This is a genomic window from Microbacterium sp. M4A5_1d, assembly GCF_053345465.1.
Genome location: NZ_JBKFAD010000002.1, coordinates 292,585 through 317,559, shown reverse-complemented (window position 1 = coordinate 317,559; position 24,975 = coordinate 292,585). Strand labels below are relative to the sequence as shown.

Sequence of the window (24,975 nt, the reverse complement as noted above, 5' to 3'; positions counted from 1 at the left end):
GTGTCCGACGCAGGGCGGCGCCGGCCTCGCGGACTGCGGGGACGCATCACACTGCTCGCGACGGCGACGGTCGCGCTCGTGATGGTGCTCGGCTCGATCGCCTTCCACGCCGTGCTGAACGCCAGCATCCACGCCGCCGCGGATCGTGCGGCGGAGGTGCGCGTCGAGGAGATTGCCGCACGTGTCGAGGCCGAGGGACCCGCAGCCGTCCGCTCCCTCGACGACGAGATCGTGCAGCTGCAGGATGCCGAGGGCGTCGTCGTAGCCTCGAGCGACGCCGACGACGGGCCGCTCCCCGCCGCAGACCGCGACGGGGAGGAAGCGAGGTACGACGGCGACCGGGTGCTGATCGCGACCGAGGAGCTCGACGACGGACGCCGGCTCGTGTTGGCGGTTCCCGCGGATGACGCGGCCGAGACCCTCGCGACGGTCGCCGCGCTGCTGGCGGCGTCGACCGTCCTCGTCATCGCCCTGGTCGCCGGCGTCACGTGGTGGGTCGTCGGTCGGGCGCTCCGTCCCGTCGCGCGCATCCGCGCCGAGGTCGACGAGATCACCGCCGACCGGCTCGACCGGCGCATCGCCGAGCCGGCATCGGGCGACGAGATCGCGGCCCTGGCGGGCACGATGAACCGGATGCTGGCGCGCCTCGACGACGCGGCTGCCGCGCAGCGTCGCTTCGTCTCCGACGCCTCGCACGAGCTCCGGTCACCACTCGCGACGATGCGCCAGCATGCCGAACTCGCGCGAGCGCACCCCGCGGCCACGTCACTCGACGATCTCGCGGAAGTCGTCTCGGCCGAAGGCCTCCGCATGCAGGATCTCGTGGACGGCCTGCTGCTGCTCGCGAGGTTGGACGAGCACGCACCGACCCGTCGCGAGGGCATCGACCTCGACGACCTCGCCCTGTCAGAGGCTGCGCGCCTCCGCGCGGCATCCGCGAGGGACCGGGCGGACGCGATCTCGGTCGACACGTCGGGGATCGGCGCAGCGCGCGCGATGGGCGACCCCCGCCTGCTGGCGCGCCTGGTGCGCAATCTCGCCGACAACGCCGTGCGACACGCACGCTCGCGGATCGCGCTGACCACGGTCGTCGATGTCGGCGCCGGTCACGCCGTGCTGCACGTCGACGACGACGGCGCCGGTATCGCGCCGGAGGAACGCGAGCGGGTGTTCGAACGCTTCGTCCGTCTGGACGAGGCCCGCGCGCGGGATGCCGGCGGCAGCGGCCTCGGGCTCGCGATCGTCCGCGGCATCGCGGAGGCCTCGGGCGGTTCCGTAACGGTCTCCGCATCACCGCTCGGAGGCGCGCGGTTCACTGTGATCCTGCGCGCGGGCGACTGAGCGCGGAGCGAGGAGCGCGGAGCGCGGAGCGCGGAGCACGAGGTTCCCTGAACGCGGCTTCAGGTCGCTTCAGCCGTGCTTCAGCGGTCGGCCGACACCATCGAGGCATGAACGACAACGAGCGCACCCCCCAGGACCAGCCGATCCCCGCCGACGCACCGACCCTCCCCCTCTCGCCGTCCGACGCCGCGCCCGCTGACGCGCCCTCCGCTGCGCCTGCCGCTGTGCCTGCCGCGGTGCCTGCCGAGCCGCGTCGGCGCGGTCGCCGCACAGCGCTGCTCGCCGGCGGAGCCGTCGTCGCGGCAGCGCTGCTCGTCGGAGGCGGTGCGGCCGTGGGGGCGGCGATCGCCGACGACGATGACGACGAGGACCGAGCGGCCAGCCTGTCATCGTCGGACGGCCTCGCCGGCGCTCGCGCAGACGGTGACCGCGACGACGCGCCGACGGGCGGCGAGGCCGGGTCCATCTCGACCGAGGCCTACGGTGCGGCATCCGCGGACGAGCTCACCGCCATCGCCGACGCGGCGCGCGCGGCCGCCGACGGCGACGTCGTGTCACTCGATGCGGACCGCGACGGCACGTGGGACGTGCAGCTCGTCGCAGCAGACGGCTCCGAAACGGACGTCCGCGTCGACGTCGACGGCACCGTGACGGTCACGGCGACCGAGGCAGCCGAGGCCGACGACACCGCGGCGGACAACGTCCTCGACGTCGCGACGCTGCGCACCGTGATCGAAGCGGCACTGAGCGAGGCCGACGGCCGCATCATCGACGTCGACGCGGACGACGACGCCCGCTCACCCTTCGACGTCTCGGTGCTCACCGCCGACCGCGGCGTCGTCGACGTCACCGTCGGCACCGACGGCTCGGTCATCCGCACCGAGCTCGACGACTGACCCCGGACGCCGTCTCCGCTCGGTCCGACTGCCGTGCCGGGATGCAAGGGATCGTGAACGACACCTCGAGGCGGCGGCATCCGCACCGGGGTGTCACGCCAGATTCAGAGCATCCGGGCACGGGTGGGAGGATCGGCGGATGACGTCGTCGTTCGAGATCGTGACCCGCGCCGCGGTGCCCGCGGAGGCGCTGTTCGACGCATCGCGTGACATCGGGGCCCACGTCGCCTCGATGCGCGGCACCGGCGAGCGCGCGGTCGATGGGGTGACGAGCGGCCTGATCGGCCTGGGCGAGACGGTGACGTGGCGCGCGTGGCACTTCGGCATCCCGTTCCGGATGACGTCGCGGGTCACCGCGCTCGACCGTCCGCACCGCTTCGTCGACGAGCAGATCGCCGGCCCGTTCCGCCTCTTCCGGCACGAGCACCTCTACGTCGAGCGCGACGGGATGACGGTCATGACCGACCGGGTCACCCTCGCGTCGCCCGTCCTCGGCCGACTCGCCGAACGCCTCGTGCTGGTGCCCTATCTGCGCCGGCTCCTCACCCGGCGGGCCGAGCATCTCGCGACGACGCTGTCCGGCTGACCCGGGGCTCTGCGCACCCGCGTCGCGCGCGTGCCCCGTCGCAAGGGATCCTGACCGACACCCCGCCGCCACGGCATCCGGATCCGGGTGTCGCCGGCGGGGTCTTGCATCCGCGCACAGGCGCCGGGGGCGTGGGGTGGGATGCTGGTCGCATGAGCCTGTCGCACCGCGATGAGTGGAACGCCGGCCCGCGAGGCTTCCGTCGATTCGAGAGAACCGTGCGCGTGGGATCGGGGGATGCCGCGTGGCGGCAGGCCCGGGCCGACCTCCTGGCTTGGCGCGTCAAGACCCGCAGCGGATTCCGGGTGGTGCCCGACGTTCCTGCCGTGGTCGGCGGGCGGCACTGGCTCGAGGTCGGATACGGGCCTCTCACACTCCGCGAGCCGGTCGAGGTCGTCGCATTCGTCGACGAGCCGGATCGAGTCGGGTACGTCTACCTCGCGCTGCCCGGCCACCCGCTCGAAGGCGAGGAGACGTTCCTCATCACCCGGCGCGGCGACGAGGTGCTCTTCACGCTGCGATCACTCTCGCGGCCGGCGCCGACCTGGTTCTGGCGGCTCGCTTATCCGGCGGTCCGCGTCGTGCAGGTGATCGTGCGAACGCGCTACCTCAGCGCCTTGAGCCGAGGCGGCCGTACCGGGCGTTAGCGAGCCGCGGCCGCGCCGCGCCGTTCAGCCGACGACGGCTGCCGCGGCCGCGACGATCCGCTCGATCGACTCCTCCTCGCCGATCGAGATGCGCACTCCGTCGCCGGCGAACGCTCGCACGATCAGTCCGGCCGCATCGAAAGCCTCGGCGATCTCGAGGGCTCGCTCGCCCGCGGGCAGCCACACGAAGTTGCCCTGCGCGACCGGGATGTCCCACCCCGCCTCGCGCAACCGGTCGGCGAGCGCATCGCGTCGCACGGCGATGTGGCGCACCCGCTCGAGCAGCTCGTCCTCGGCGTCGAGGCTCGCGAGCGCGGCTTCCTCAGCCTGGGCCGTGACCGAGAGCGGGATGCCGGTGCTGCGCGCCGCATCGAGGATGCGGTGGTCGCCGATGGCGTACCCGACGCGCAGTCCGGCAAGACCGTATGCCTTCGAGAACGTGCGCAGGACCACCACGTTGGCGTGGCCCGCGGCGAGCACGACAGCGCCGGTCACGGCATCCGGATCGGTCACGAACTCGGCGTAGGCCTCGTCGAGGACGATGAGGACGTCGGAGCGGACGCGCGCCACGAACGCATCGAACGCCGCCTGGCTCACGACGGGACCGGTGGGGTTGTTGGGGCTGCAGACGATGATCATCCGCGTGCGGTCGGTGACGGCATCCGCCATCGCGTCGAGATCGTGCCCTGCGTCGGCGGTCAGCGGCACCGCGACGGCGGTTGCCCCGGCGACGGCGGCGAGCCCGGGATAGGCCTCGAACGATCGCCAGGCGAACATGATCTCGTCGCCCGGGCCGCTCGTCGCCGAAGCGAGCTGGTAGAGGATCGACACCGAACCGGCGGCGACGTGCACGCCATCGGGCGCGACCGCGTAGCGATCCGCGAGCCGCGCGCGCAACCGGCCCGCCGAGGCGTCGGGGTAGCGGTTGAAGGTCGTCGCCGCGCGCACGGCCTCGACGACGCCGGGCAGCGGGTCGAACGGGTTCTCGTTGCTCGACAGCTTGAAGGCGTCGGCGGAGGCCTGACGGCCCTGGCGGTATGCGGGCAGCGCCGCGATCTCGGGTCGGATGCGCACGGGCAGGTCGGTCACGATGCGAGTCTACGGATGCCGCCACCTCCGCCGGATGACGGATCGAAGGCCCCGTGGGAGACTGTCGGCACTATGAGCCTCATCATCCGCCTGATCGTCAACGCCTTCGCGGTCTGGATCGTGACGCTGATCCCGGCGCTGGAGGTGTCGGTCGTGGCGTTCCCGCCGGGCGGCGACCTGCAGCTCGTCCTCACGCTGCTGCTGATCGCGCTCATCTTCGGACTCGTCAACGCGATCGTCGGCACCGTGTTGAAGGTGCTGGCGTTCCCGCTGTACATCCTCACCCTCGGGTTGATCTCGTTCGTCATCAACGGCTTCCTGCTGTGGCTCACAGGCTGGGTCACCTCGGGCTGGGACTGGGGCCTGCGCATCGGCGGCTTCTGGCTCGCGGTGCTCGCGGCCATCGTCATCGCGCTGATCAACTGGGTCGCCGGCATCCTGTTCCGTCCTCGTCGCGACCGCGACCGCGACCGCCGCTGACGCCCGCACGAGCGCACGCACGCGCCATCAGTCGGGCCTCCGCACGCGGTAGGTCGTGACCTCGGCGGACTCGTCGCCCCCGAAGGCCGCGATGCGCTCCTGGACGTCATCGACGCGGGGATCGCCCGAGGCGTCGGCGAGGGCGGCGGTGTCGCCGTAGGCGTCGATCGAGTGAGCGCCGAGCGCGACGTCCGCCATGCCGGGCGGCGGATCGGCGACCCGTTCGACGACGATGCTGCCCGCCGCGCCGGCGCGATCGGGGTGGCCGCCCGACTGCAGGGCCGGGACGAGATCGTCGGTGTGCCGCACCGTGACCTGCAGCGTGGCGTCGCCGGGATCCGCCTGCACGGGAGAGCCGAAGGTCACGTTGCCGACGACGCGGAAAGGTCCGCCGACGCTGAGCCGTGACGTGATCGCGCCGCCCTGCGAGTACCCGACGGCGAGCACGGCGTCTCCCGGCCGTGCGCCGGCGGCGCGGAGGGCGCTGACCACCGATTCATACGACGCCGAGCTGCGGCCCGCGTAGAGCTGCACGTTCGATGACATGTCGAAGGGCTCGCGGCCGCCGAACCCGAGCGGCGATCGGGTCCCCGCGACGTAGACGGCGAAGCGGCGCTCACTTCCGTCACCTCCGTAGCGCTCGACACGGATCTGGTCGCCTTCCTGAGGGATGCGAGCAGCGAGAGCAGCGAGCGTGGTCGGAGCCGCCCCCGCCACGGGCGCCGCTGATCGCGTGACCTCGACGACCGGCGGCGACGCGTTCCCGCCCCGGTCGGGCGTCGCACGCCCCAGGCCCAGGGCGCCGAGCGCCGTCAACGCGAGGCCGCTGCCCGCGACGGCGGCCCCGCCCAGCAGCCCGAGCGGCACGACAGCGCCGCCGATCTGGCGTTGGAGCTCACCGTGCCGCAGCAGGGGCCACGTCGTCAACAGCAGGTCGGCGCGTGCGGCCGCCCCGGACGAACGCTCGCGCGCCTCATCGATGCGCCGGTCGAGCGAATCCGTCACCCGCCGGTCACCGCCGGCAGCGGCCCGACGCGCCGCCTCGAGCTCGACGATGTCATAGACGTCTGCGGCATCCCGCAGTTTTCCGGCGAGGGCGGATGCCTCGGCCGAGAGCTCGTCGAGGAGTCGTGCGAGGTCGGCGCCGAGCGCCGCCGCGGGCCACGCGGTCGCCTCGTGCGCGGTGAGCTCGCGTGTCGTGGTCTCGAAGGCGCGGCCCAGTCCACCGCAGCCCGTCGACAGGCTCACGAGCACGGCGGCCGCCATCCGGAGCCGCTCCGTGTCGACCGCGATGACCCCGCCATCGCGGATGTCGAGGGAGTCATCGCTCACGGGCCACCCATCACGAGGCGAGCCTGCACGTGGCGCAGTTCGTCGTCGAGGCGTTCGATTCGAGCGGAGGCGTCATCCGTTCGCGCGCGCCAGTCGGCGAGGCGGTCACGGTAGCCGCGGGCCGCGCGGGCGCGCCAGGCGGTGTCGTGGTCGAGATCCGCCGCGCCGCGACGGATCACGTCGAGCTCGTCGCGCAGAGCGGGAAGCCGTGCCCGCAACGACGCGATCATCTCGAGGGTCCGCGCTGCGGCGGACTCGCGTCCGAGACCGGAGGAGAGGACGAGAGGCGAGGTCATCCCGCCACGATGCCCGCCCGCGCGGACGCGGCATCCTCATTCGACGCCACCGGGGACGAGCGCGTGCGCCGATACGTCTGTGCAGGAAAGGCTCGATCCTCCAGAATGGGACGGTGACCCGACGCGCCGAGCCCTTCCGCGTCATGTTCGTCTGCACGGGGAACATCTGCCGCTCCCCCATGGCCGACGTGGTCTTCCGCTGGTTCATCGACCAGTCCGGGCTCGGCGACCGCGTCGTGTCGGCGAGCTCGGGAACGGGCGACTGGCACGTCGGCGAGCCCGCCGACGGACGCACGCTCGAGGCGCTCGAACGCCGCGGCTACGACGGGCGGGGGCATCGGGCCCGTCGCTTCACGCTGACGGATTTCGATCGCTCCGACCTGATCGTCGCGCTCGACCGGTCGCACGAGCGCGTGCTGTCGAACTGGGCGCGCACGACGGCCGACACCGACAAGCTCGGGTTGCTGATGTCGTTCGACGCGCAAGCGGGAGGCGATCTGGACGTCCCCGACCCCTACTACGGCGACGCCGGAATGTTCGACGAGGTGCTCGCTATGATCGAGAGCGCGAGCCGGGCGCTCTTCCGGCAGCTCGAACCCGCGATCCGCACCACGTCCTGAGCGCCCGTTCACACTGAATGGAGCCTCGTGACCTCTCTGCCCCCGCAGCCCCTGAGCCCGCTCGACGGCCGGTATGCCGCCGCCGTCGGATCCCTCGCCGACTACCTCTCGGAAGCCGGTCTCAACCGCGCCCGCGTCGAGGTGGAGGTCGAGTGGATCATCGCCCTCACCGACCGGAGCCTGTTCGGCAGCTCACCGCTCTCTGATGAGCAGAAAACCCAGCTCCGTGGGCTCTACCGCGACTTCGGTCAGGCCGAGATCGACTGGCTCGCCGCCAAGGAGGCCGTCACCCGCCATGACGTGAAGGCCGTCGAGTACCTCGTCCGCGACCGGCTGTCGACCCTCGGCCTCGACGCGATCGCCGAGCTGACGCACTTCGCGTGCACGAGCGAGGACATCAACTCGGCCTCCTACGCCCTCACCGTCAAGCGCGCCGTCGAGAACGTCTGGCTGCCGAAGCTGCATGCCGTCATCGACGCACTGGGCGACCTCGCCCGCGAGCACCGCGACGCCCCGATGCTCTCGCGTACGCACGGCCAGCCCGCCACCCCCTCGACGATGGGCAAGGAGATCGCCGTGTTCGCGTGGCGCCTCGCCCGCGTCGCCAAGCAGATCGAGGGCGGCGAGTACCTCGCGAAGTTCTCGGGCGCGACCGGCACCTGGTCCGCGCACCTCGCGGCCGAGCCCGACGTCGACTGGCCCGAGCTCTCGCGCTCGTTCATCGAGGGCCTGGGCATCGACTTCAACGTCCTGACCACCCAGATCGAGTCGCACGACTGGCAGGTCGAGCTCTACGACCGGGTGCGGCACGCCGGCGGCATCCTGCACAACCTCGCCACGGACGTCTGGACCTACATCTCGCTCGGCTTCTTCGCGCAGATCCCCGTCGCCGGCGCGACCGGGTCGTCGACGATGCCGCACAAGATCAACCCCATCCGGTTCGAGAACGCCGAGGCGAACCTCGAGATCTCCGGCGGTCTGTTCTCGACGCTCGCGCAGACGCTCGTCACGAGCCGGATGCAGCGCGACCTGACCGACTCGACGACGCAGCGCAACATAGGCGTCGCCTTCGGCCACTCCCTGCTCGCCCTCGACAACTTGCAGCGCGGGCTCACCGAGATCTCGCTGTCGCGCGACGTGCTGCTCGCCGATCTCGACGCCAACTGGGAGGTGCTGGCCGAGGCGATCCAGACCGTCGTCCGCGCCGAGATCGCCGCCGGTCGCTCGCGGATCACCGACCCGTACGCGCTCCTCAAGGACCTGACCCGCGGTCGCCGCGTCGGCGGACCGGAGCTCGCCGAGTTCGTGCGCGGCCTCGACATCGGCGATGCCGCCAAGGAGCGCCTGCTCGCCCTGACCCCCGCCGGCTACGCCGGCCTCGCCGACGACCTGGTCTCACGCCTCGGTTGACGCCGAAAACGCACCGCCCCGCCGAGAACGCTCGGGGGGCGGTGCGTTTTCGTGTGAACGGTACGCGCTCGGCGGCTGAATCAGCGCCGGGGCGACGAGCCGGACGCCGAGTCGTCGGGGGTCTCCGACTCGTCGGGGTACAGCACGGGGCGGTCGACGCGCTTGCTCACCTGAGCAGGATCGACGGCGAGCATCAGCAGCGCGATGATCACGAGCGTCGCGATGAAGGCGATCCCCGCCACGATCAGGGCGACGACCACGGCACGCTCGACGGACTCGCGCGGGAGCGCCTGGAACGCGCCCATCGACACGAGGGTGATGACACCCGAGAAGATCGCCGCGACGAACGCGAGGCCCAGCAGCTGGACCGGACGCATGATCTCGCGGCGGGTGGGGTGTTCGCCGCTCACGATGCGACCTCCGGATCGGACGAGGGGGATGACGGGACGGATGCCGCGGGCGCGAGCTCCTCGCGCCGCGGCGAGAAGCCGGCGATTCCGAGGAAGACCGCCACGATCGCGGCGTAGCCGCCGAACAGCCCGACGCCGATGGTGATGCCGGTGAGCGTGAAGGCGCCGGCCTCCTCGATGACGTAATCGAGGCGGTAGGCCGGGTTGACCAGCAGCAGGCCGACCACCAGCAGGAGGGTGATCGCACCGATGAGCACCTCGTCGCGCGCGGCCGGAGCTCCGGAGCGGCGACCGCGGATGCCGCCGATCAGCTCTATGGCCCCCGTGATCGCGGCCCACGAGATGACGATGACGAAGAAGCCGGTCGTCGTCCGCAACGGCGGGATGCCGGCGAGGATCGCGGCGACGAGGGTGACCGCCCCGAGGGCGATCGGCAGCGCACGGCGGCCCGCGTGGCGCGTCAGCCACGCTCCGACGAAGAAGACGATCGCCGTCGCGGTGGCGAACCCGCCGAACACCGACATGCCCACGGCGGCGGAGTGATCGGGCGAGAACGTGATCATGACGGCGGCGACGGCCGCGAAAAGGGCGCGCGCGAGCTGGACATGCCGCACCTCGAAGGTGCGGGCGGCGGATGCTGCAGACACGGCGGACTCTCGCGTTTCAGAACGGGATGCCCCCGATTCTACGCGTCCGCCCCGAGAGAGCGCCCGTCAGCGGCATCCCGTCGGGAATCCTGCCGGCCGCCCCGGCGTTTGTCCTGCGCATGAAGGCACTGACGTACAACGAGTTCGGCGGCAACGACCGCTTCGAGATCACCGATCGGGAGATGCCCCACATCGGACCCGACACCCTCGTGGTGCGCGTGGTGGCCGCGGGCCTGAACCCCGTCGACTACAAGGTGCGTGAGGGATACCTCCAGGGCCTGCTCGACGTTCAGCTGCCGGCGGTGCCGGGCTGGGATGTCGCGGGCGTCGTGGAGAAGGTGGGACTGGACACTCCCGAGTTCCAGGTCGGCGACCCGGTGCTGGCCTACGCGCGCGCCGATGTCGTGAGCGGCGGATCGGTCGCCGAATACATGGCTGTTCCCGTGCGCACCGCCACGCGCAAGCCGGAGGGTCTCGAGTTCACCGCGGCCGCCGCGATCCCCCTCACCGGCCTGACCGCGCTGCAGGCGATCGAGCGGTCGGCCGTCGGCGAGGGGTCGACCGTGCTCATCCACGGCGCGGCCGGCGGCGTGGGCTCGTTCGGCGTGCAGCTCGCGCGCCTGCGCGGCGCGCGCGTGATCGGCACCGCGTCGGAGCGCAACCACGACTACCTCCGCGAGCTCGGCGCCGAGCCCGTGGTCTACGGCGACGGCCTCGCCGACCGGGTGCGCGAGATCGCTCCCGAGGGCGTCGACGTCGTGCTCGATTTCGCCGGCGGAAGCTCGCTCGACTCCACGAACGACCTGCTGCGCGAGGGCGGCGTCGTCACCTCGATCGCCGACCCGCGCGCGGCATCCGAGTTCGGCGGCAACTACATCTGGGTGCGCCCGGATGCCTCCCAGCTCGCCGAGCTCGCGCGTCTTGCGGCCGACGGCTCGCTGCGGGTCGAGGTCGCCGAGACCTTCCCGCTCGACGACGCCGCGGCGGCGTACGCGCATCTGGAAGAGGGGCACACCCGCGGCAAGATCGTCGTCACGGTCTGACGGGCGTGGATGTCGGAGGCGGGCGCGATCCTGGAGTCGTGCCCGCCTCCTCGATATCCGAGATGCCGTTTCCGTGCCGCGTCTGCGGCGGGCGCGTGGGCGAGATCAGCACCGCGACGGACCACTGGATCTGCGGGCGCTGCGGGTGGCGACTCGGCGACGCTTTCGATGCCGACCTGCCCCGCCCGGTCGTGGCCGTCGTCTACTACCTGCGATTCGGCGCCCGCGTGAAGATCGGTACGAGCGAGCGGCCACGGCAGCGGCTCGCCGCCATCCGACATGACGAGCTCCTCGCATTCGAGCGCGGCGGTCGGCCCCTCGAACAGCAGCGACACCGCGAGTTCGCGGCACTGCGAGAGGGCGGCGAGTGGTTCACGCTCACCGGTCCGTTGACCGCGCACATCGAGACGCTGCGGGCAGCGGCATCCGAGCCGTGGCTGGCCTACGACCGCTGGCTCGGCGACGCCTACCGACGGGCGTCGTCGTGAGGCGACGTCCGCCGCCGCGTCATCCTCCGGTGAGGAACTCGATCGCGGTCTGACGGAACACCCGCGAGCCGGGCGCATTGAAGTGATGCCGATCGGGGATCTCGACGAAGCGTCCCTGCGGGGTGGCGGCGGCGAGGGCCTTCGATCCCTCGATGATCGCGTCACGAGAACCTGTGGCGAACAGCACGGGCTGCTCCGGCGCGTTGGCGGGGTCGGGGTCCACCGTGCCCGAGGCGCGCATCCCGCCGGCGATCGCGAGCAGCGCGCGCAGGTCGTTGCCGGGAACGCGCTCGGTGAGCCGCACGTAGTTCTGCGTGACCGGATCGGTCACCTCGGTACCGTTCTCGACGAGCGCTCGCACCTGATCGATGTCGAGGCGGGCGAGCGGGATGCCGTCGGGCACGCCGCCCAGCACGCCGCGGGTGATGCGCGCGGAGAAGTCCTGCAGCACCTCCCAGCCCACGCGCGCTCCCAGGGAGTACCCGACGTACATCGCCGTGTCGACGAGGTAGGTGTCGAGCACCGCCTCGACGTCGGAGGCGAGCTGGTGCAGGTCGTAGTCGGCGGCACGATGCGGCTTGTCGCTTGCACCGTGTCCTCGCTGATCGAGGCCGAGGACGCGGAAGCCGGCGCGCTGCAAGTCGCGCACCCAACCGGTCGAGACCCAGTTGTCCTTCGTGTTCGACGCGAAGCCGTGCACGACGACCACCGTCGGAAGGTCGTCCTCTCCCCACGAGTAGGTGGCGATGCGGTGGCCGTCCTCGCCCACGAGGACGAATCGCGGTTCGGGCAGCTCGGTCAGACCGGAGGACGCGGGGATGCTCACGGTTCCATTCTCCTGCTCAGCGGAGGCCTGCTCGGCGGAGGCGGTCACTTCTTCGCGGGGTCGTGGCCCCAGTTCATGAGCGAGTAGCGCCAGGCGGTCTCGGTGATGTCGCCCGAGGGGCGCTGTGCGAGGTGTCGGTTGACGTAGCCGACGACTTTGCGCATGTGCTTCAGGTCAGATTCGGTGAGGTCGTCCTTTTTGGTGCGCAGGAGGTCGACGATGCGCCGGCCCGACTGGTGGCCCGTCGATTCACCGCCGCCGTCCTTCTGACCGACCTCCTTCGACTCGTCGGTGTCGAGCCATTTCTCGAGCTCGGCGGGGCTCATGTTCACGGCGTCGCGGAAGTCGTGCCGCGTCTGGTCGTCGTCGTCGCTCATGGTGCGATGGTGCCCGCGGCGTCTGCCCGGCCGCATCCTCTTGACAGCACGATGAGTCAGCGCGTTTATGCCGCCTTTTCGTGGTTTTTGTCGTCGGCAGGTTGGGCGTTTCCTGCACAGTCCGCGTCCTCAGCGACTTATCCACAATCGAACAAATGTTCATCAAGGATGTCGGAAGGTGCTGACATCATGGGAACATGACATCGAACGGCGGTCGGAGGCTCGCGGGTGATGGCACCGCAGTTGCGTCGCCGCACGCCGAGGCGTTCTCCGTGTTCGCGGAAGCGCTCGACCAGTTCCATGCGGCTGATGTTTCGCGGGTTCGTGCGTTGGCGGAGCTGGGCCGGTCGGCGTTGCGTGAGGCGCACCGTGACGGAGTTCGTGGGATGGCGTCGGACATGGAGCTGCGGTCGGTCGCGGCCGAGGCCGCCGGGATGGCGCGACTCACCGACCGCAGGTTGCAGGGTGAGATCGACCACGCGATGACGGTCATCGACGACTACCCGGCCGTGTTCGAGGCGTGGGCCCAGCGGCGGATCGAACGCGGACACGTGGATGTGGTCGTGCGGGTCGGTGCCGGAGTGCCTGCGGAGGTCCGGGGGTCGTTCGCGGAGGCCGCGATCGCGGTGTGCGAGCGGGATGTGCCCTCCCGCGTGCGCGGTGCGCTGGACGCGTTGGCGGCCCGGTTGCATACGCAGAACTTCACCGAGCGGCACAAGGCCGCGGCGGCGGAGCGGTGCGTGCGCGTGTTCCACGGCACGGACGGGATGTCGAACCTCGTCGCCAACCTCCCGACGGTCATCGCCGCCGGGATGCTCGACCGGCTGACGCAGATGGGGCAGTCGGTGAAGGACGCCCGGGCGGAGAGTGATTCCGCAGACACACGGTCGATGGATCAGCTGCGGGCCGACATCCTCGGTGACCTCGTCCTCGGCGGGGCGCCCGTGGTCGACCCGACCTACGGAACCGACCGAGCTGGTGGGCTCGGCGCGATCCGCGCCCGCGTTCAGGTCGCCGTCACCGCGGAGACGTTGATAGGCAAGGACGAGAACCCCGCCGAAGCGGTGGGCGCTGCGCTGATCGATGCTGATACGGCGCGCGAGCTCGCCGGGCAGGTCAGCGAGTGGGACCGGTTGTTCATCGACCCGGTCACCCGTACCCCGGTCGAGATCGACACCTACCGGCCCGCGGCTTCGATGAAGAAGCTCCTGGTGGCGCGGGATCAGCACTGCCGGTTCCCGGGATGCCGCCGGGCCGCGATCCGCTGCGAGCTCGACCACACGATCGATTACGCCCTGGGTGGGCATACCCACATCTTCAATCTCGCCCATCTGTGCCAGCGACACCACTCCATGAAGCAATTCACGAAATGGGAAGTCCGACAGCTCGGCGGAGGCGTTCTCGAATGGACCTCACCCCTCGGCCGGGTGTATCGCGAAGACGTTCCCATACCGGCCGTCTGCTTCACCATCGACACGGGTGGATCACCGGAGAGACCACCCTTCTGACAGCGCGGCCGTCTCGCGTGGGTCTCATATCCGGCGCATAGGTCTATCCAACGATACGGATGGGCTGGCGGGCGATGCTCGGTGCACAACCGACCGAGGAGTCAGACGTGAGCCGCATCCCCGAACCCGATCACACGCCTGCGGGACCGGCCTACGAGGGCCGCCTGCTCGACCGCGCCGACGACGAGGTCGTCGATCAGGGCGCCCCGTTCGACATCCGCACGCTGATGACCCGGCGTTCCATGCTGAGCCTCGCCGGCCTCGGCTTGGGCGCCGCGGCTCTCGCGGCCTGCACTCCCACGGCGACGGCCTCGCCCGCCGCATCACCCACGGCGACACCGACCGCGACACCCACCGCAACACCGTCCGCGACAGCCGTCGCGAACTCGGGCCTGCCCGCCGGCGAGATCCCTGACGAGACCGCCGGCCCCTACCCCGGCGACGGCTCGAACGGGCCTGACGTCCTCGAGCGCTCCGGCATCGTCCGCAGCGACATCCGATCGTCCCTGGAGGGCGGCGCGACCGCGGACGGCGTGCCGATGACCCTCCGGCTCACGATCCTCGACACCGCCCGAGGTGATGTGCCGTTCGCCGGGGCCGCCGTCTACGTGTGGCATTGCGACGCCGACGGCGGGTACTCGATGTACTCGAACGGGATCGAGAACGAGACCTACCTGCGAGGGGTGCAGGTCTCCGACGCGTCCGGCGTCGTCACCTTCACCTCGATCATTCCCGCCTGCTACACGGGCCGGTGGCCGCACATCCACTTCGAGGTCTACCCGGACGCGGCGGCGATGACCGACGCCGCGAATGCCATCGCGACGTCACAGGTCGCCCTCCCCGGGGACGTCTGCAGCACCGTCTACGCGCTCCCCGCCTACAGCGGTTCCGCGCGCAATCTTGCGCAGGTCTCGCTCGCCTCCGACAACGTGTTCGGCGACGATGCAGGCGCCCTCCAGCTGGCCACCGTCACCGGCGACACGACATCCGGATACGTCGTCTCGCTCACCGCTCGAGTCGACACGACGACGACCCCCGCGGCGGGCGCCGCTCCGGGCGGGGTCTCACCCCGCCGACCCTGACCGTTGCGCGCCGCGGCCGCGCATGAGCCGGGGCACGACCGCGACCAGCACAACCATCGCGACGAGCTCGACGAGCGTCTGCGTGACCACTACGAGCGGAGTCAACGCGAATGACGCAGGCAGGGCGAGTGCGAGCGGCAGGACGACGAGAGAGTTGCGCGTCACAGTGCTGAAGACCACCGCCCGCCGGCGCGAGACATCGAGTCCGGCCAGACGGCCCGCGACAATCCCCACCATCACTGCGCACGGCACGAACGCGACGAAGATCGGCACGACGGGCGCCAGCGACACCATCGCATCCCCGACCGCGGCCGTCTGCGAGGCGACCGCGACGAATAGCGTCAGCATCATCACCGGCACCATGGCACGCAGCAGCCCGGACGACACCGACCCGACGCGCGGCGAACGGCGCGTTGCCGCCTGCGCGACGGCGGCGAGCGCAAGCGGAACGACGATGAGCAGAACGAACGCTTCGGCGAACGGGCGCGGATCGATGACTGCGACAGCCTCGCCCCCGGCCATCGCCCACACGTACGCGGGCAGAAGCAGCAGCTGCGTGATCATGAGCAGCGGCGTCGCCGCCAGCAGCCGCTCACGCGATCCTCCAGCGAGGCCCGCGAAGACGACGACGTAGTCCACGCAGGGTGTCAACAGCACCAGCAGCACGCCCAGCAGAAGCGCCGCGTCATGGGCGACGAACCGCGACAGCAGCCACACGACCACCGGGACCGCGACGAAGTTCGCGACCATCACGGCCCCGATGAACCGTGCGTCACGGACGGCCTCCCGCAGCCCGACGAGCGGGATCGAGAGGAACGTGAGGAACAGCAGGACGCCCAGCACGGGGGTGAGCGCCGGTTCGATCGCCTCAGCGAAGCGCGGCATCGCGAGCCCCACGACCCCGCCCACGACTAGCGCCACCAGGAACATCGCCGCTTGGTGCCGTTCGATCACCGCGAGCGCCCGCATCATGCCAGCATGCCGCACCGGAGGCCAGAAGCACCCCGGCAGCCGTCGCATGAGGTGGAATGGGAGAACCGCTACGGAAGGACAGCCACCATGCGCGGAGTCATCATGCACGCCCCCGGCGACGTCCGCGTCGAGGAACGCGACGACCCGACGATCGAGAAGCCCACGGATGCCGTCATCCGGGTGGCCGCGGCCTGCATCTGCGGCTCCGACCTGTGGCCCTATCGCGGCGAGGACCCCATCGAGCGTCCCATCCCGATGGGGCACGAGTACGTCGGCGTCGTCGAGCAGATCGGGGACGACGTCAGCGGGCTCTCGGTCGGCGACTTCGTCGTCGGCTCGTTCATCGCCTCGGACAACACGTGCGAGATCTGCCGCGACGGCTACCAGTCGCACTGCGTCGACCGCATTCCCATGGGCCGCCTCGGCTCGCAGGCCGAGCGGCTGCGAGTCCCCCTCGCCGACGGCACCCTCGTCGTCGTCCCGGGTGAGCCCACCGACGACCAGATCCGCGGCCTCCTGGCGGCATCCGACGTGCTCGGCACCGGCTGGTTCGCCGCCGTCGCCGCTCAGGCCGGCCCCGGCAAGACCGTCGCGGTCGTCGGCGATGGCGCCGTCGGACTTCTCGGAATCCTGTCGGCCGAGCAGCTCGGGGCCGAGCGCATCATCGCGATGTCGCGCCACGCCGACCGCCAGGCTCTCGCCCGCCGCTTCGGCGCCACCGACATCGTCGAAGAGCGGGGCGCCGACGGCGTCGCGCGAATCAAGGAGCTCACCGACGGACTCGGCGCGCACTCCGTCATCGAGGCGGTAGGGACCCAGGAATCGATGATGCAGGCGATCCGCTCCACCCGCGCCGGCGGCCACGTCGGCTACGTCGGCGTCTCGCACGACGTCGAGCTTCCCGGCGCCGAGCTCTTCGGTTCGGGCGTGCACCTGCACGGCGGCCCCGCCCCGGTGCGGCAGTACCTGCCCGAGCTGATCGACCTCATCATGTCGGGGGCGATCGACCCGGGTGCCGTGTTCGACCTGACCCTGCCCCTCGAGGACGCCGCCGAAGGCTACCGGGCCATGGACGAGCGCCGCGCCACGAAGGTGCTGCTCACCCTCTGACCGGTACCGGGATGCACGGCATCCGATCCGACACGCCGTCGAGGATGCCGCTGGCACGGCGCGTCTGCCGCGATCCCTTGCATGCGGGACCGCGGCAGACCTGGCTCAGCGCCGCGTCGTGACCGCTCGCCGGCGCACCCGGGCGACGATGAGGAGCAGGCCGACGAGGCTCAGCCCTGCCGCGAGCGCCAGCGGCGCGGGCGAGACCTCAGCACCGGATGCCGCGAGCGAGCCGACCGCCTGGGCATCCGGGCCACCCGCCGGCGCCCCGGCCGGACCGGTGTCCGACGACCCTCCCGACGAGCCTCCCGGCGAACCCGTGTCGCCGGGGGTTCCCCCTCCTGGTTCTCCCGCACCCGGCTCACCCGCGCCCGGCTCACCCTCGCCGGGAGCCGCCGTGACGTCGGCGAGTCCACCGTGGGTGAGGCTCAGGTACGGCGCCGAGTGGATCGTCGTCATGGGCCCCTCCTCGGCCAGCAGCGCTGCGCGCTCGTCGGTCGGGAAGTGGTTCTGCGCGAGCTCGAAGTAGCTCATGCTGTGCGCCGTGAACCCCGCGTCACGCAGGTAATCGATCGTGCGCACGTTCGCGAGCTTCGCTGGGTCGCCCGTGTAGTAGGGGAAGGATGCCGGGTCGGCGACCCATCCCGTCGCGGCGTCCGCGGCATCCGCGAGCCCGCGCCCGTTCGCATTGACGTGATCGAGCACGTCCAGACCGTGCGCCGACAGCGTCTCGGCGACGAGGAAGAGCGGCAGCAGGGAGAAGTGCGTGTACCAGATGCCGTAATCGCCGACGCCGTTGTTCCGGTCGACCTCCTCCGGAAGGTGCCCGTTCTCGTCGATCTGGTGCTCGAGCAGCTCGACGGCGCGCGCGTTCGCAGCGGCGAGCTCCGCCTCGTCGTCAAGGTAGGCCGCGACGGCGGTCGTCGTCTCGAGGGCCCAGCTGCCCCAGTTGTTCGTCCGATGCGAGATCGACGCCGCGACCGGCGTCGCCGTCTCACGCAGGAAGCCGGCGAACACGGCCTCGGACGCCGCGCTCCACACCGACGTGCCGCGCAGCAGCTCCGCGGCGTGAACGAAGGCCGGGAAGTGGTAGCTGAAGGCGAGCGCGGAGTCCTCACGGGTGCGAACGCATTCGACCGTCGTGGTCCAGGAATCGATGAACTGCGCGGCGTGCGCGCCGTAGCGGGCATCACCCGACAGGCGATACGCCAATGCGAGCTCGTAGGCGGTGTTCGCGTCGTTCTGCAGCCCGTCCCGCGCCGCACGGTGCGCGGTCGGATCGTTGTAGAAGAACGGCACGAAGAAGGTCGTCGGAGGAGCAGGTGCTCGCTCGAGACCCGCGTCGGCGGCCGTGAGCAGACGCGCGTACGCAGACGTCTGCGGCTGCTCCCCCGCCGCGATGCGCGCCGACACCGCCTCGATGCGTGCGTCGCTGACGAGCACCTCGCCGCGACCCGCATCCGTCACCGGTGCACCCGACCAGCCGACGCAGTCGGTCGGCACTGGCTCAGCGCGGTCGATGACGCCCGACAGCTGCACGGAGTCGACCGACATCCGGACGTCGCGATGCGCCGCGAGCGCGAACCCGCTGCCCGAGAAGGCGGCGTCCGTGACATCGATCAGCGTCGTCGCCTCGCCGACGTCGCCGAGGCCGACCCGCATCCGCTCGCCGTCGAGCGACGCCGTGACCGTGACCGGGCCGGAACCGGGGCGGGCATCGGTCTGCGCTGTGCCGAGCACGGCGACCTGCCCGTCGCCGGCGGCGCGGATGACCGCCAGCTCGCCGCTGTTGCGGACGAAAACGGTGTAACCGGACTGCGTGTAGTCATCGGCCGTGCCGGTGCGCCGCACCGTGAAGCCCGCCCACGCGCTGGCTCCCCCGCCCGCAGAGGCGAAGGTCACCGTCGCCGTCGCCTCCCCGTCGAGGCCGCGGCCGGTCAGCGCGAGGATCGACCCGCGTGACGCCCCCGGCTGCACGACTCTCGCGACGCCGTCCGCCGCCTCCCATGTTCCGGCTGCGGGCAGCCAGTCGGGAGTCAGCTCGTCGAACCCGTCCTCGATCGTCGCGGACGGGGCCGCAGCGGCGACCGCGGGCAGAGCCGGTATCGCGAGCGCGACGACTCCGATCACAGCGAGCGAGAATCTCCATCGATTCTTCATGTCGTACCTTTCGTCGGGGTCTTCGGTGTTCACATCACGCGCAGCGACACGATCCGCGCCTGCGCGGCACCGTTGGTGGCCGTCACCCGCACCCGCAGGCCCCTGACCCCGTCGACCTCGACGTCGTGAACACGCTGTCGTCGGCGGTTCGCCGTCACGCTGACCCGTTCGACCCAGACGCCGTCGGCGCCGCAGGTCTCCACGACGTAGTCGCGAACCAGCTCGGGGAACACGCGGTCGGGCGTGCGGTGGTGATGCAGCGTGTTGAGCTCGACGTCGGTGTCGTCATCGAACACCAGTCGCACGGCCGTGATCGACTGCTCGTCATCCCAGGCGAGGGCGAGGTGCGGCGCCGCGTCGTCGGGACCCGACATCCACAGGTTCGGACCGCCGAAGAACCGCTGATAGCCGCCGACCGCCTGCTGGGCCGCGAAGGCCGACGTCTGGGGATGCAGGCGCACGCGCGGCGTGCGTCCTCGCATCGGGATCGCCGGCCACGCGATGACGCTCTCGGACTCGTCGACGGCGACGTTCTGATCACCGTCGGCCTGAGGTCGGTGCGGCAGGGTCAGCACTCCCGGCACCTGCGCCTCGGCGAGGACGACGCTCACATCGGGATCGGCGCCCAGGACCACGACGACGTTCTCGGGCTCATCCGGAGTCCACACGAGCGGCAACCGCACCCACTGCGGGTCGGCGGCTGCCCTCACGTCGACCGAGACCCGCATCCGTTCGTCGATGGGAACCGCGTTCTGCCGCCGCCCGGTGGTCCACAGCCCGGCGGTGAGGGTGGCAGCGCGGGCCACCTTCAGCAGAACGTCGACGCCGTCGAGCTGCGGGTCCACCGGGACGAGCACGCCGAGGTCGGAGTCGAGCGGGTGCTCGGCGACAGCGGCATCCGGCACGAGTTCGACGGGGTCGAGCGTGGTCGCCACCGATGACGCCGATACGCGGGCCTGCCGCGCCAGGTCGGCCGGATCGGTGTTGCGCACGCCGAACACCGAGGCATCCTGGCGCAGGAGCACCTGACGCAGCTCGTCGGCGTGGTCGGCAGCCAGCGCGCGCGGACGCACCCCGAGGTCGAGCGCGAGCGCGGCTCCGGTTCCCGCCGCCTCGCCGCCCGCGCCGCATGTGGCCATGACACGGGTCGAGCCGAACGCGACATGGCTCGCCGAGATGTCGCGCCCCGCCACCAGCAAGTTCGCGATGTTGCGCGAGTAGTAGCTGCGGAACGGGATGCCGTAGATGCCGTTCGAGTACCGCTGGTGCGCCCCGGCCTCGGTGGCGTACATGCCCTCGACCGGGTGCAGGTCGATCGACCAGCCGCCGAACGCGACCGCGTCGTGGTGGTCGACCTGATCGAGGATGTCGTTCTGGGTCAGCACATGGTCCCCCAGGAATCGGCGGTACTCGCGCTTGCCCGGGATCGTGCCGACCCATTCGAGATCGAGGGTGTCGGCGTCGAAGCGGCCCGAGTTCTTGATGTAGTCCCAGATGCCGAAGATGACGGAGCGCAGCTCGTCGCGGATCGCCTCGTTGTCGTGCACGGTGTCGAGGTGGCCGCCCCACTCGATCCACCAGTAGTGCGCGCCCGAGTCGCCGGACCGCAGGATCCGCGACGTCGGGATCGGGGTGGCCGTGATGTCCTTCGCCGAGTCCGGCGCGACGAAGTCGACCGGTCTGCCCACATCCTTCGTGTAGAAGAGGATCGTCGAGCCGAGGAGTTCGTCATCGGCCGTCTCGGGCGCCCACGCCTCACCGAACTCGCCGCGGGCCTCGCGACCGATCCGGAAGTCGGCGCCGGCCAGGTACCCGATGAGACCGTCGCCGGTGCAGTCGAGGACGTACGGGCTCCGGAACGTCGTGGCGATCTCCGAGCCCATCGTCCACCCGTGCACAGCCGTCACGACCCGCTCGCCGTCGACGTCGTCGGTGTCGATCTCGCGCACATCCGTGTTGAGGAACAACCGGATGTTGGGCTCGGCCCGCACCGCGTCGAGCACGACCTCGTCCCAGATGATGGGGTTCCCCTCCGGGTTGCGGTACTGGTTCTCGACGTAGAGCTCGCCGATCACGCCGCTCTCGCGGGCGAACCGCTGGATTCCGTGCGACGTCGCGCCGACGACCCAAACCCGCACCTCCGACGACGAGTTGCCGCCCAGCACCGGCCGGTTGCCGATGAGCGCCACCTGCTTCCCCAGCCGCGCGGCGCTGATCGCCGCGCAGACGCCGGCGAGGCCGCCGCCGACGACGGTGATGTCGGATTCGATGTTCTGAGTGCGCATGGTTCCTTCAGGGCAGGGGGGATCACCGGCGGGAGCGAGACGGCTCCCGCCGGTCGGATGACGGTCTGGTCGAGCGGTGGGACGGACGGGCTCAGAGCAGGCGGGAGATCGCCTCCCCCGCGCTCTTCATCGCCGCCCCAGGCTGGGCCTGGCCGATGAGGACCGCCTGCACCTGTTCGGCGATCGCGGTCTCCATCTGTCCGTACGCCGGGTACTTCCACAGCGGGCTGGGCTTCGCCGTCGCGGTGATCGATGACGTGAACGCCTCGACGAAGGCGTTCGAGGTGACCGCGTCCGACGAAAGAGCGGCATCCGTCGTCGGCGGCAGACCGAGCGCCGTGAAGTACGACTCGCTCTGCGCGGTGTCGCTGGTGAGCCACGACGCGAAGTCGGCGGCGGTCTGCGCCCCGTCGCCGTCGACGACGACGACCAGGTGTCCCCAGAGGACATGCTGCGGGGTCTGACCGGCTTTGAGGACCGGCCGCGCGATCGGGGTCATCTTGTCGCCGAGCGAAGCATCGGGCGACTGCGAGAGCACGGCGGATTTGCCCACGGGGGCATCGTCGTAAAGCGCGGTCGATCCCTGGGCGAAGAGGGTTCGCGCCGCGGCACGGTCGACGTCGGGGGCGATGAGCCCCTCGTCGTAGAGCTTCTTGTACCACTCGACGGCCTTGATCGACGCTTCGTCTCCGATCGCAGACTCGTCGCCGTCGACGATCGGTGATCCGAAGGTCTGCATCCACACGACGATGTCCTTGAGCTGCGCGGCCTTCGTGCTCGCCGCGTAGGGGATCACCCCGATCCCCTTGAGCGCACGCAGGCCCTCCTCGAACTCCTCGATCGTGGCGGGGGTGAGCGACGCCCCGGCACGGTCGAACAGCTCGGCGTTGCCGATGAGGCCGACGGCGCCGATCGTCCAGGGCAGTCCGAGCTGCTTGCCGTCCGACTTGCCCGCCCCCAGTGCGGCGTCGGTGTACCCCTTGCCCTGCGTGAACGCGGACAGGTCGGTGAGCTTCCCGAGTGCGGCGAGCGCCGACAGCCAGGCGACGTCGAGCTGCGCGGCACCGGCGAACTGACCGCCTCGCACCTGCAGCGTCAGCTGATTGAGGTAGTCGTTGTACGGATAGGCGACCGTGTCGATCTCGATGCCCTCCGCCTGTCGGAAGCTCGACAGGGCGGATTCGATCGCCGGCTTCGCCGCTTCCTCCGACAGGCTCCACGACGAGAATGTGAAGTCGGTGGCGGTGCCGCCGCCGGGTGTCGCGGCAGGCGCACCGGAATCTCCCGGGGCGCAGCCGGCGAGCCCGAGCACGGCGGCGCCGCCGATGCCGAACACCGAGTACCGCAGCAGCGTGCGCCGCGAGATGTCCTGGACCATGAATTCTCCTTCGAATCGGGTGGGTGGATCAGCCCTTGACCGCGCCGGCGGTGATGCCGCCGACGAGGAAGCGCTGGAGCAGGATGAACGCGACGCACACGGGCACCGACACCACGAGGGATGCCGCCATGAGCGCGGGCCACGAGGTGCTGGCCTCGGAGATGAAGGTGTTCACGAGGCCGGGCGGCAGCGTCTGCCGATCGGGCCCGGCGAGGGTGAGCGCGAAGATGAAGTCGTTCCACCCGCGGACGAAGGCGAACAGGCCGGCCGCGACCAACCCCGGCGCCGCCAGCGGGAACACGACCGAGTGGAAGATGCGCCACGGACCGGCGCCGTCGATGCGCGCCGCCTCGATGAGGTCGTCGGGAAGCGCGTCGAAGAAGCCCTTCAGCATCCAGACGCACAGCGGCAGGGTGAAGGTCGTGAACGACAGGATGAGCGCGAGGTAGGTGTTCAGGAGACCGAACTGTGCGAAGACGAGGTAGAGCGTGACGAGCAGCAGCGCCTGCGGGAACATCTGGCTCGACAGCACGAAGTACATCAGCGACTTGCGGCCCGCGAAGCGATACTTCGAGAAGGCGTATCCCATGTACATCGACACCACGACCGACAGCACGGCGGTCACGACCGACACGATCACGCTGTTGCGGAGGTAGCCGAAGATCTGCTCGTTGCCGAAGACCGTCGCGTAGTGCTCGAACGTCACCTGTGTGGGGAAGAGGGACGGCGGGAAGGCGAACACGCGGTCGCTCGGGGTGAGCGAAGTCACGAGGAGCCAGTACACGGGGGCGAAGCCGAAGAGAACGATCACCGCGAGCGCGGTCCACATGCCCCAGCGGATGCGACCGCGTCGGCGGCGGGGCGGAGCCGGCTGCGCCGGGGCGGCCGAGTGAGATGCCGCGGGTGCGGGCGTGGGAACGGGGGTGATGGTGCTCATCGTGAGCCTTCCTTCTCGCCGCGCTCGGAGAGCCAGACGTACACCACGACGAGCACCGTCAGCAGCGCCATCCAGACGATGCCGAGCGCGCCGGCGTGACCCAGGTCGTAACCGCGGAAAGCGGTGTCGTACACTTCGGTGGCGAAAGTGCTGGTGGTGCCCGCGGGACCGCCGCCGGTCAGCACGAAGATCGTGTCGAAGTGCTGGAAGTTCCAGATGAACTCGAGCAGCACGACCAGAGCGGCGACGCCGCGGATGTGCGGCCACGTCACGGCGAAAAATCGGCGGACGACTCCGGCTCCGTCCATCGAGGCCGCCTCGTGCAGTTCGCCGGGGACCGTCTGCAGTGCGGCCAGCAGCATGACCATCACCCAGGGGAAGGTGTTCCACGTCTTCGCGATGATGAGCGCGCCACGAGCAGTGTCGGTCTGGAAGAGCCAGGCGACCGGACTGTCGATGGCGCCGAGGCTCATGAGGATGCCGTTGAGCACACCGTAGTTGGCGTCGAAGATCCACATCCAGAGGAACGAGACGACGACCCCGGGAATCAGCCACGGGATGAGGAAGGCGCCCCGCAGGATGCGCTGGCCCGGGAAGCGCTGGTTCAGCACGAGCGCGAGCGCGAGCCCGATCAGGAACGGCGCGATGGTCGCGCCCACGGTGAAGATGAGGGTCTGCCAGACGAGCCGACCGAAGTCATCTGCGAGGACGGCGGACAGGTTCTCGAGCCCGACGAACTCCATGCCCGGATAGAGCAGATTCTCGTCGAAGAACGCCGAGACGAGCGACCGCAGCAGCGGGTAGAGCACGATCGCGCAGAGCAGCACGAACCCGGGCAGCAGCAGGAAGACCAGGAAGGTGCGCTCGCTCAGCCGCGAGCCGAGTCGGCCCCGCCCGGGGCTCTCGTGAGCGGTCACGCTCGAAGAGGTCATCGTCGTCCTTCGTTTCGTCGTCCGGGCCGTCGTCTGCGACTCCCGGGGGTGGCGACTATCCGCGTCGCCGAACTCAGAGTGCACGACGTGCGCATAGTGCGCAACTGTCATGCACTATGTGCA

Annotated in this window: 25 protein-coding genes; 12 read left to right on the top strand and 13 right to left on the bottom strand. The window is 70.6% G+C overall.

The window, feature by feature from the left end:
* The 4 genes from ACLBWJ_RS09695 (at position 1) to ACLBWJ_RS09680 (ending at position 3,470) form a co-directional block, all read left to right on the top strand.
* Positions 1-1,341 (top strand): sensor histidine kinase, encoded by a 1,341-nt coding sequence (locus ACLBWJ_RS09695; RefSeq protein WP_447660208.1) that lies wholly within the window; start codon positions 1-3, stop codon positions 1,339-1,341.
* Between the two features lie 107 nt (positions 1,342-1,448).
* Positions 1,449-2,237, top strand: a complete 789-nt coding sequence (locus ACLBWJ_RS09690) for a PepSY domain-containing protein (RefSeq protein ID WP_447660207.1) — start codon at positions 1,449-1,451, stop codon at positions 2,235-2,237.
* A 139-nt stretch (positions 2,238-2,376) separates the two neighbouring features.
* Positions 2,377-2,823, top strand: a complete 447-nt coding sequence (locus ACLBWJ_RS09685; RefSeq protein ID WP_274179510.1) for an SRPBCC family protein — start codon at positions 2,377-2,379, stop codon at positions 2,821-2,823.
* A gap of 152 nt (positions 2,824-2,975) precedes the next feature.
* Positions 2,976-3,470 (top strand): DUF1990 family protein, encoded by a 495-nt coding sequence (locus tag ACLBWJ_RS09680; RefSeq protein ID WP_112615267.1) that lies wholly within the window; start codon positions 2,976-2,978, stop codon positions 3,468-3,470.
* A 24-nt stretch (positions 3,471-3,494) separates the two neighbouring features.
* On the opposite strand, the gene ACLBWJ_RS09675 is transcribed toward ACLBWJ_RS09680, so the two are convergent.
* Positions 3,495-4,559, bottom strand: coding sequence for a histidinol-phosphate transaminase (locus ACLBWJ_RS09675; protein WP_274179511.1), 1,065 nt, complete (start codon positions 4,557-4,559; stop codon positions 3,495-3,497).
* Positions 4,560-4,631: 72 nt separating this feature from the next.
* Here ACLBWJ_RS09675 and ACLBWJ_RS09670 point away from each other — a divergent pair, with 72 nt between their 5' ends.
* On the top strand, positions 4,632-5,039 hold the full coding sequence (locus tag ACLBWJ_RS09670) for a phage holin family protein (protein ID WP_023953629.1): 408 nt from the start codon (positions 4,632-4,634) through the stop codon (positions 5,037-5,039).
* Between the two features lie 27 nt (positions 5,040-5,066).
* Here the strand turns inward: ACLBWJ_RS09670 and ACLBWJ_RS09665 are convergent, their stop codons facing one another.
* Both ACLBWJ_RS09665 and ACLBWJ_RS09660 read right to left on the bottom strand, forming a co-directional pair.
* A complete protein-coding gene (locus tag ACLBWJ_RS09665) occupies positions 5,067-6,371 on the bottom strand; it encodes a hypothetical protein (RefSeq protein ID WP_323986857.1) in 1,305 nt (434 codons plus the stop codon).
* Positions 6,368-6,667, bottom strand: a complete 300-nt coding sequence (locus ACLBWJ_RS09660) for a hypothetical protein (protein WP_274179514.1) — start codon at positions 6,665-6,667, stop codon at positions 6,368-6,370. Before ACLBWJ_RS09660 ends, ACLBWJ_RS09665 begins: the two co-directional genes overlap by 4 nt.
* Before the next feature lie 143 nt (positions 6,668-6,810).
* On the opposite strand from ACLBWJ_RS09660, the gene ACLBWJ_RS09655 reads away from it, so the two are divergent.
* Positions 6,811-7,287 carry a low molecular weight protein-tyrosine-phosphatase gene (locus ACLBWJ_RS09655; RefSeq protein WP_112616901.1) on the top strand — a complete coding sequence of 159 codons (477 nt, stop codon included), beginning with the start codon at positions 6,811-6,813 and terminating at the stop codon, positions 7,285-7,287.
* Positions 7,288-7,314: 27 nt separating this feature from the next.
* Positions 7,315-8,697, top strand: coding sequence for an adenylosuccinate lyase (gene purB / locus ACLBWJ_RS09650; protein ID WP_274179515.1), 1,383 nt, complete (start codon positions 7,315-7,317; stop codon positions 8,695-8,697).
* 80 nt (positions 8,698-8,777) lie between these two features.
* Here purB and ACLBWJ_RS09645 read toward each other — a convergent pair whose 3' ends face one another.
* On the bottom strand, positions 8,778-9,107 hold the full coding sequence (locus ACLBWJ_RS09645; protein WP_112615279.1) for an amino acid transporter: 330 nt from the start codon (positions 9,105-9,107) through the stop codon (positions 8,778-8,780).
* Complete coding sequence (locus ACLBWJ_RS09640; RefSeq protein WP_447660206.1) at positions 9,104-9,754, bottom strand: acyl-CoA synthetase; 651 nt, start codon at positions 9,752-9,754, stop codon at positions 9,104-9,106. The genes ACLBWJ_RS09645 and ACLBWJ_RS09640 overlap by 4 nt, the downstream gene beginning before the upstream one ends.
* Before the next feature lie 119 nt (positions 9,755-9,873).
* Here ACLBWJ_RS09640 and ACLBWJ_RS09635 point away from each other — a divergent pair, with 119 nt between their 5' ends.
* A complete protein-coding gene (locus ACLBWJ_RS09635; protein ID WP_447660205.1) occupies positions 9,874-10,797 on the top strand; it encodes an NADP-dependent oxidoreductase in 924 nt (307 codons plus the stop codon).
* Between the two features lie 95 nt (positions 10,798-10,892).
* Complete coding sequence (locus tag ACLBWJ_RS09630; protein WP_274179518.1) at positions 10,893-11,285, top strand: GIY-YIG nuclease family protein; 393 nt, start codon at positions 10,893-10,895, stop codon at positions 11,283-11,285.
* Positions 11,286-11,304: 19 nt separating this feature from the next.
* On the opposite strand, the gene ACLBWJ_RS09625 is transcribed toward ACLBWJ_RS09630, so the two are convergent.
* Together ACLBWJ_RS09625 and ACLBWJ_RS09620 are read right to left on the bottom strand one after the other, a co-directional pair.
* On the bottom strand, positions 11,305-12,111 hold the full coding sequence (locus ACLBWJ_RS09625) for an alpha/beta fold hydrolase (protein WP_269268355.1): 807 nt from the start codon (positions 12,109-12,111) through the stop codon (positions 11,305-11,307).
* Positions 12,112-12,155: 44 nt separating this feature from the next.
* Entirely contained in the window at positions 12,156-12,488 is a 333-nt protein-coding gene (locus tag ACLBWJ_RS09620) for a DUF3140 domain-containing protein (protein WP_269268357.1), read from the bottom strand.
* 197 nt (positions 12,489-12,685) lie between these two features.
* Here ACLBWJ_RS09620 and ACLBWJ_RS09615 point away from each other — a divergent pair, with 197 nt between their 5' ends.
* Positions 12,686-13,996 carry an HNH endonuclease gene (locus ACLBWJ_RS09615; protein ID WP_447660204.1) on the top strand — a complete coding sequence of 437 codons (1,311 nt, stop codon included), beginning with the start codon at positions 12,686-12,688 and terminating at the stop codon, positions 13,994-13,996.
* A 107-nt stretch (positions 13,997-14,103) separates the two neighbouring features.
* Positions 14,104-15,078 (top strand): intradiol ring-cleavage dioxygenase, encoded by a 975-nt coding sequence (locus tag ACLBWJ_RS09610; RefSeq protein WP_269268360.1) that lies wholly within the window; start codon positions 14,104-14,106, stop codon positions 15,076-15,078.
* Here ACLBWJ_RS09610 and ACLBWJ_RS09605 read toward each other — a convergent pair.
* Complete coding sequence (locus ACLBWJ_RS09605) at positions 15,061-16,050, bottom strand: bile acid:sodium symporter (protein ID WP_274179196.1); 990 nt, start codon at positions 16,048-16,050, stop codon at positions 15,061-15,063. The genes ACLBWJ_RS09610 and ACLBWJ_RS09605 overlap by 18 nt on opposite strands.
* A gap of 87 nt (positions 16,051-16,137) precedes the next feature.
* Here ACLBWJ_RS09605 and ACLBWJ_RS09600 point away from each other — a divergent pair, with 87 nt between their 5' ends.
* Positions 16,138-17,160 carry a zinc-dependent alcohol dehydrogenase family protein gene (locus ACLBWJ_RS09600; RefSeq protein WP_447660203.1) on the top strand — a complete coding sequence of 341 codons (1,023 nt, stop codon included), beginning with the start codon at positions 16,138-16,140 and terminating at the stop codon, positions 17,158-17,160.
* Between the two features lie 105 nt (positions 17,161-17,265).
* Here ACLBWJ_RS09600 and ACLBWJ_RS09595 read toward each other — a convergent pair whose 3' ends face one another.
* The 5 genes from ACLBWJ_RS09595 to ACLBWJ_RS09575 form a co-directional block, all read right to left on the bottom strand.
* Complete coding sequence (locus ACLBWJ_RS09595) at positions 17,266-19,320, bottom strand: alginate lyase family protein (protein WP_447660202.1); 2,055 nt, start codon at positions 19,318-19,320, stop codon at positions 17,266-17,268.
* A gap of 29 nt (positions 19,321-19,349) precedes the next feature.
* Positions 19,350-21,605: an FAD-dependent oxidoreductase gene (locus ACLBWJ_RS09590; RefSeq protein ID WP_447660201.1), complete on the bottom strand. Its 2,256-nt coding sequence runs from the start codon at positions 21,603-21,605 to the stop codon at positions 19,350-19,352.
* Positions 21,606-21,696: 91 nt separating this feature from the next.
* Entirely contained in the window at positions 21,697-22,983 is a 1,287-nt protein-coding gene (locus ACLBWJ_RS09585) for a sugar ABC transporter substrate-binding protein (RefSeq protein ID WP_447660200.1), read from the bottom strand.
* A 28-nt stretch (positions 22,984-23,011) separates the two neighbouring features.
* On the bottom strand, positions 23,012-23,920 hold the full coding sequence (locus tag ACLBWJ_RS09580; protein ID WP_447660199.1) for a carbohydrate ABC transporter permease: 909 nt from the start codon (positions 23,918-23,920) through the stop codon (positions 23,012-23,014).
* Positions 23,917-24,852 carry a carbohydrate ABC transporter permease gene (locus ACLBWJ_RS09575; protein ID WP_023953611.1) on the bottom strand — a complete coding sequence of 312 codons (936 nt, stop codon included), beginning with the start codon at positions 24,850-24,852 and terminating at the stop codon, positions 23,917-23,919. The genes ACLBWJ_RS09580 and ACLBWJ_RS09575 overlap by 4 nt, the downstream gene beginning before the upstream one ends.
* Positions 24,853-24,975: the final 123 nt, after the last annotated feature.

What these genes read in the sequence shown, in the direction of transcription:
- ACLBWJ_RS09595 (WP_447660202.1), bottom strand. Translation starts at nt 19,320, where the DNA reads ATGAAGAATCGATGGAGATTCTCGCTCGCTGTGATCGGAGTCGTCGCG.
- ACLBWJ_RS09580 (WP_447660199.1), bottom strand. Translation starts at nt 23,920, where the DNA reads ATGAGCACCATCACCCCCGTTCCCACGCCCGCACCCGCGGCATCTCAC.
- ACLBWJ_RS09685 (WP_274179510.1), top strand. Translation starts at nt 2,377, where the DNA reads ATGACGTCGTCGTTCGAGATCGTGACCCGCGCCGCGGTGCCCGCGGAG.
- ACLBWJ_RS09690 (WP_447660207.1), top strand. Translation starts at nt 1,449, where the DNA reads ATGAACGACAACGAGCGCACCCCCCAGGACCAGCCGATCCCCGCCGAC.
- ACLBWJ_RS09590 (WP_447660201.1), bottom strand. Translation starts at nt 21,605, where the DNA reads ATGCGCACTCAGAACATCGAATCCGACATCACCGTCGTCGGCGGCGGC.
- ACLBWJ_RS09670 (WP_023953629.1), top strand. Translation starts at nt 4,632, where the DNA reads ATGAGCCTCATCATCCGCCTGATCGTCAACGCCTTCGCGGTCTGGATC.
- ACLBWJ_RS09620 (WP_269268357.1), bottom strand. Translation starts at nt 12,488, where the DNA reads ATGAGCGACGACGACGACCAGACGCGGCACGACTTCCGCGACGCCGTG.
- ACLBWJ_RS09615 (WP_447660204.1), top strand. Translation starts at nt 12,686, where the DNA reads ATGACATCGAACGGCGGTCGGAGGCTCGCGGGTGATGGCACCGCAGTT.
- ACLBWJ_RS09680 (WP_112615267.1), top strand. Translation starts at nt 2,976, where the DNA reads ATGAGCCTGTCGCACCGCGATGAGTGGAACGCCGGCCCGCGAGGCTTC.
- ACLBWJ_RS09600 (WP_447660203.1), top strand. Translation starts at nt 16,138, where the DNA reads ATGCGCGGAGTCATCATGCACGCCCCCGGCGACGTCCGCGTCGAGGAA.
- ACLBWJ_RS09605 (WP_274179196.1), bottom strand. Translation starts at nt 16,050, where the DNA reads ATGATGCGGGCGCTCGCGGTGATCGAACGGCACCAAGCGGCGATGTTC.
- ACLBWJ_RS09635 (WP_447660205.1), top strand. Translation starts at nt 9,874, where the DNA reads ATGAAGGCACTGACGTACAACGAGTTCGGCGGCAACGACCGCTTCGAG.
- ACLBWJ_RS09575 (WP_023953611.1), bottom strand. Translation starts at nt 24,852, where the DNA reads ATGACCTCTTCGAGCGTGACCGCTCACGAGAGCCCCGGGCGGGGCCGA.
- ACLBWJ_RS09660 (WP_274179514.1), bottom strand. Translation starts at nt 6,667, where the DNA reads ATGACCTCGCCTCTCGTCCTCTCCTCCGGTCTCGGACGCGAGTCCGCC.
- ACLBWJ_RS09585 (WP_447660200.1), bottom strand. Translation starts at nt 22,983, where the DNA reads ATGGTCCAGGACATCTCGCGGCGCACGCTGCTGCGGTACTCGGTGTTC.
- ACLBWJ_RS09655 (WP_112616901.1), top strand. Translation starts at nt 6,811, where the DNA reads ATGTTCGTCTGCACGGGGAACATCTGCCGCTCCCCCATGGCCGACGTG.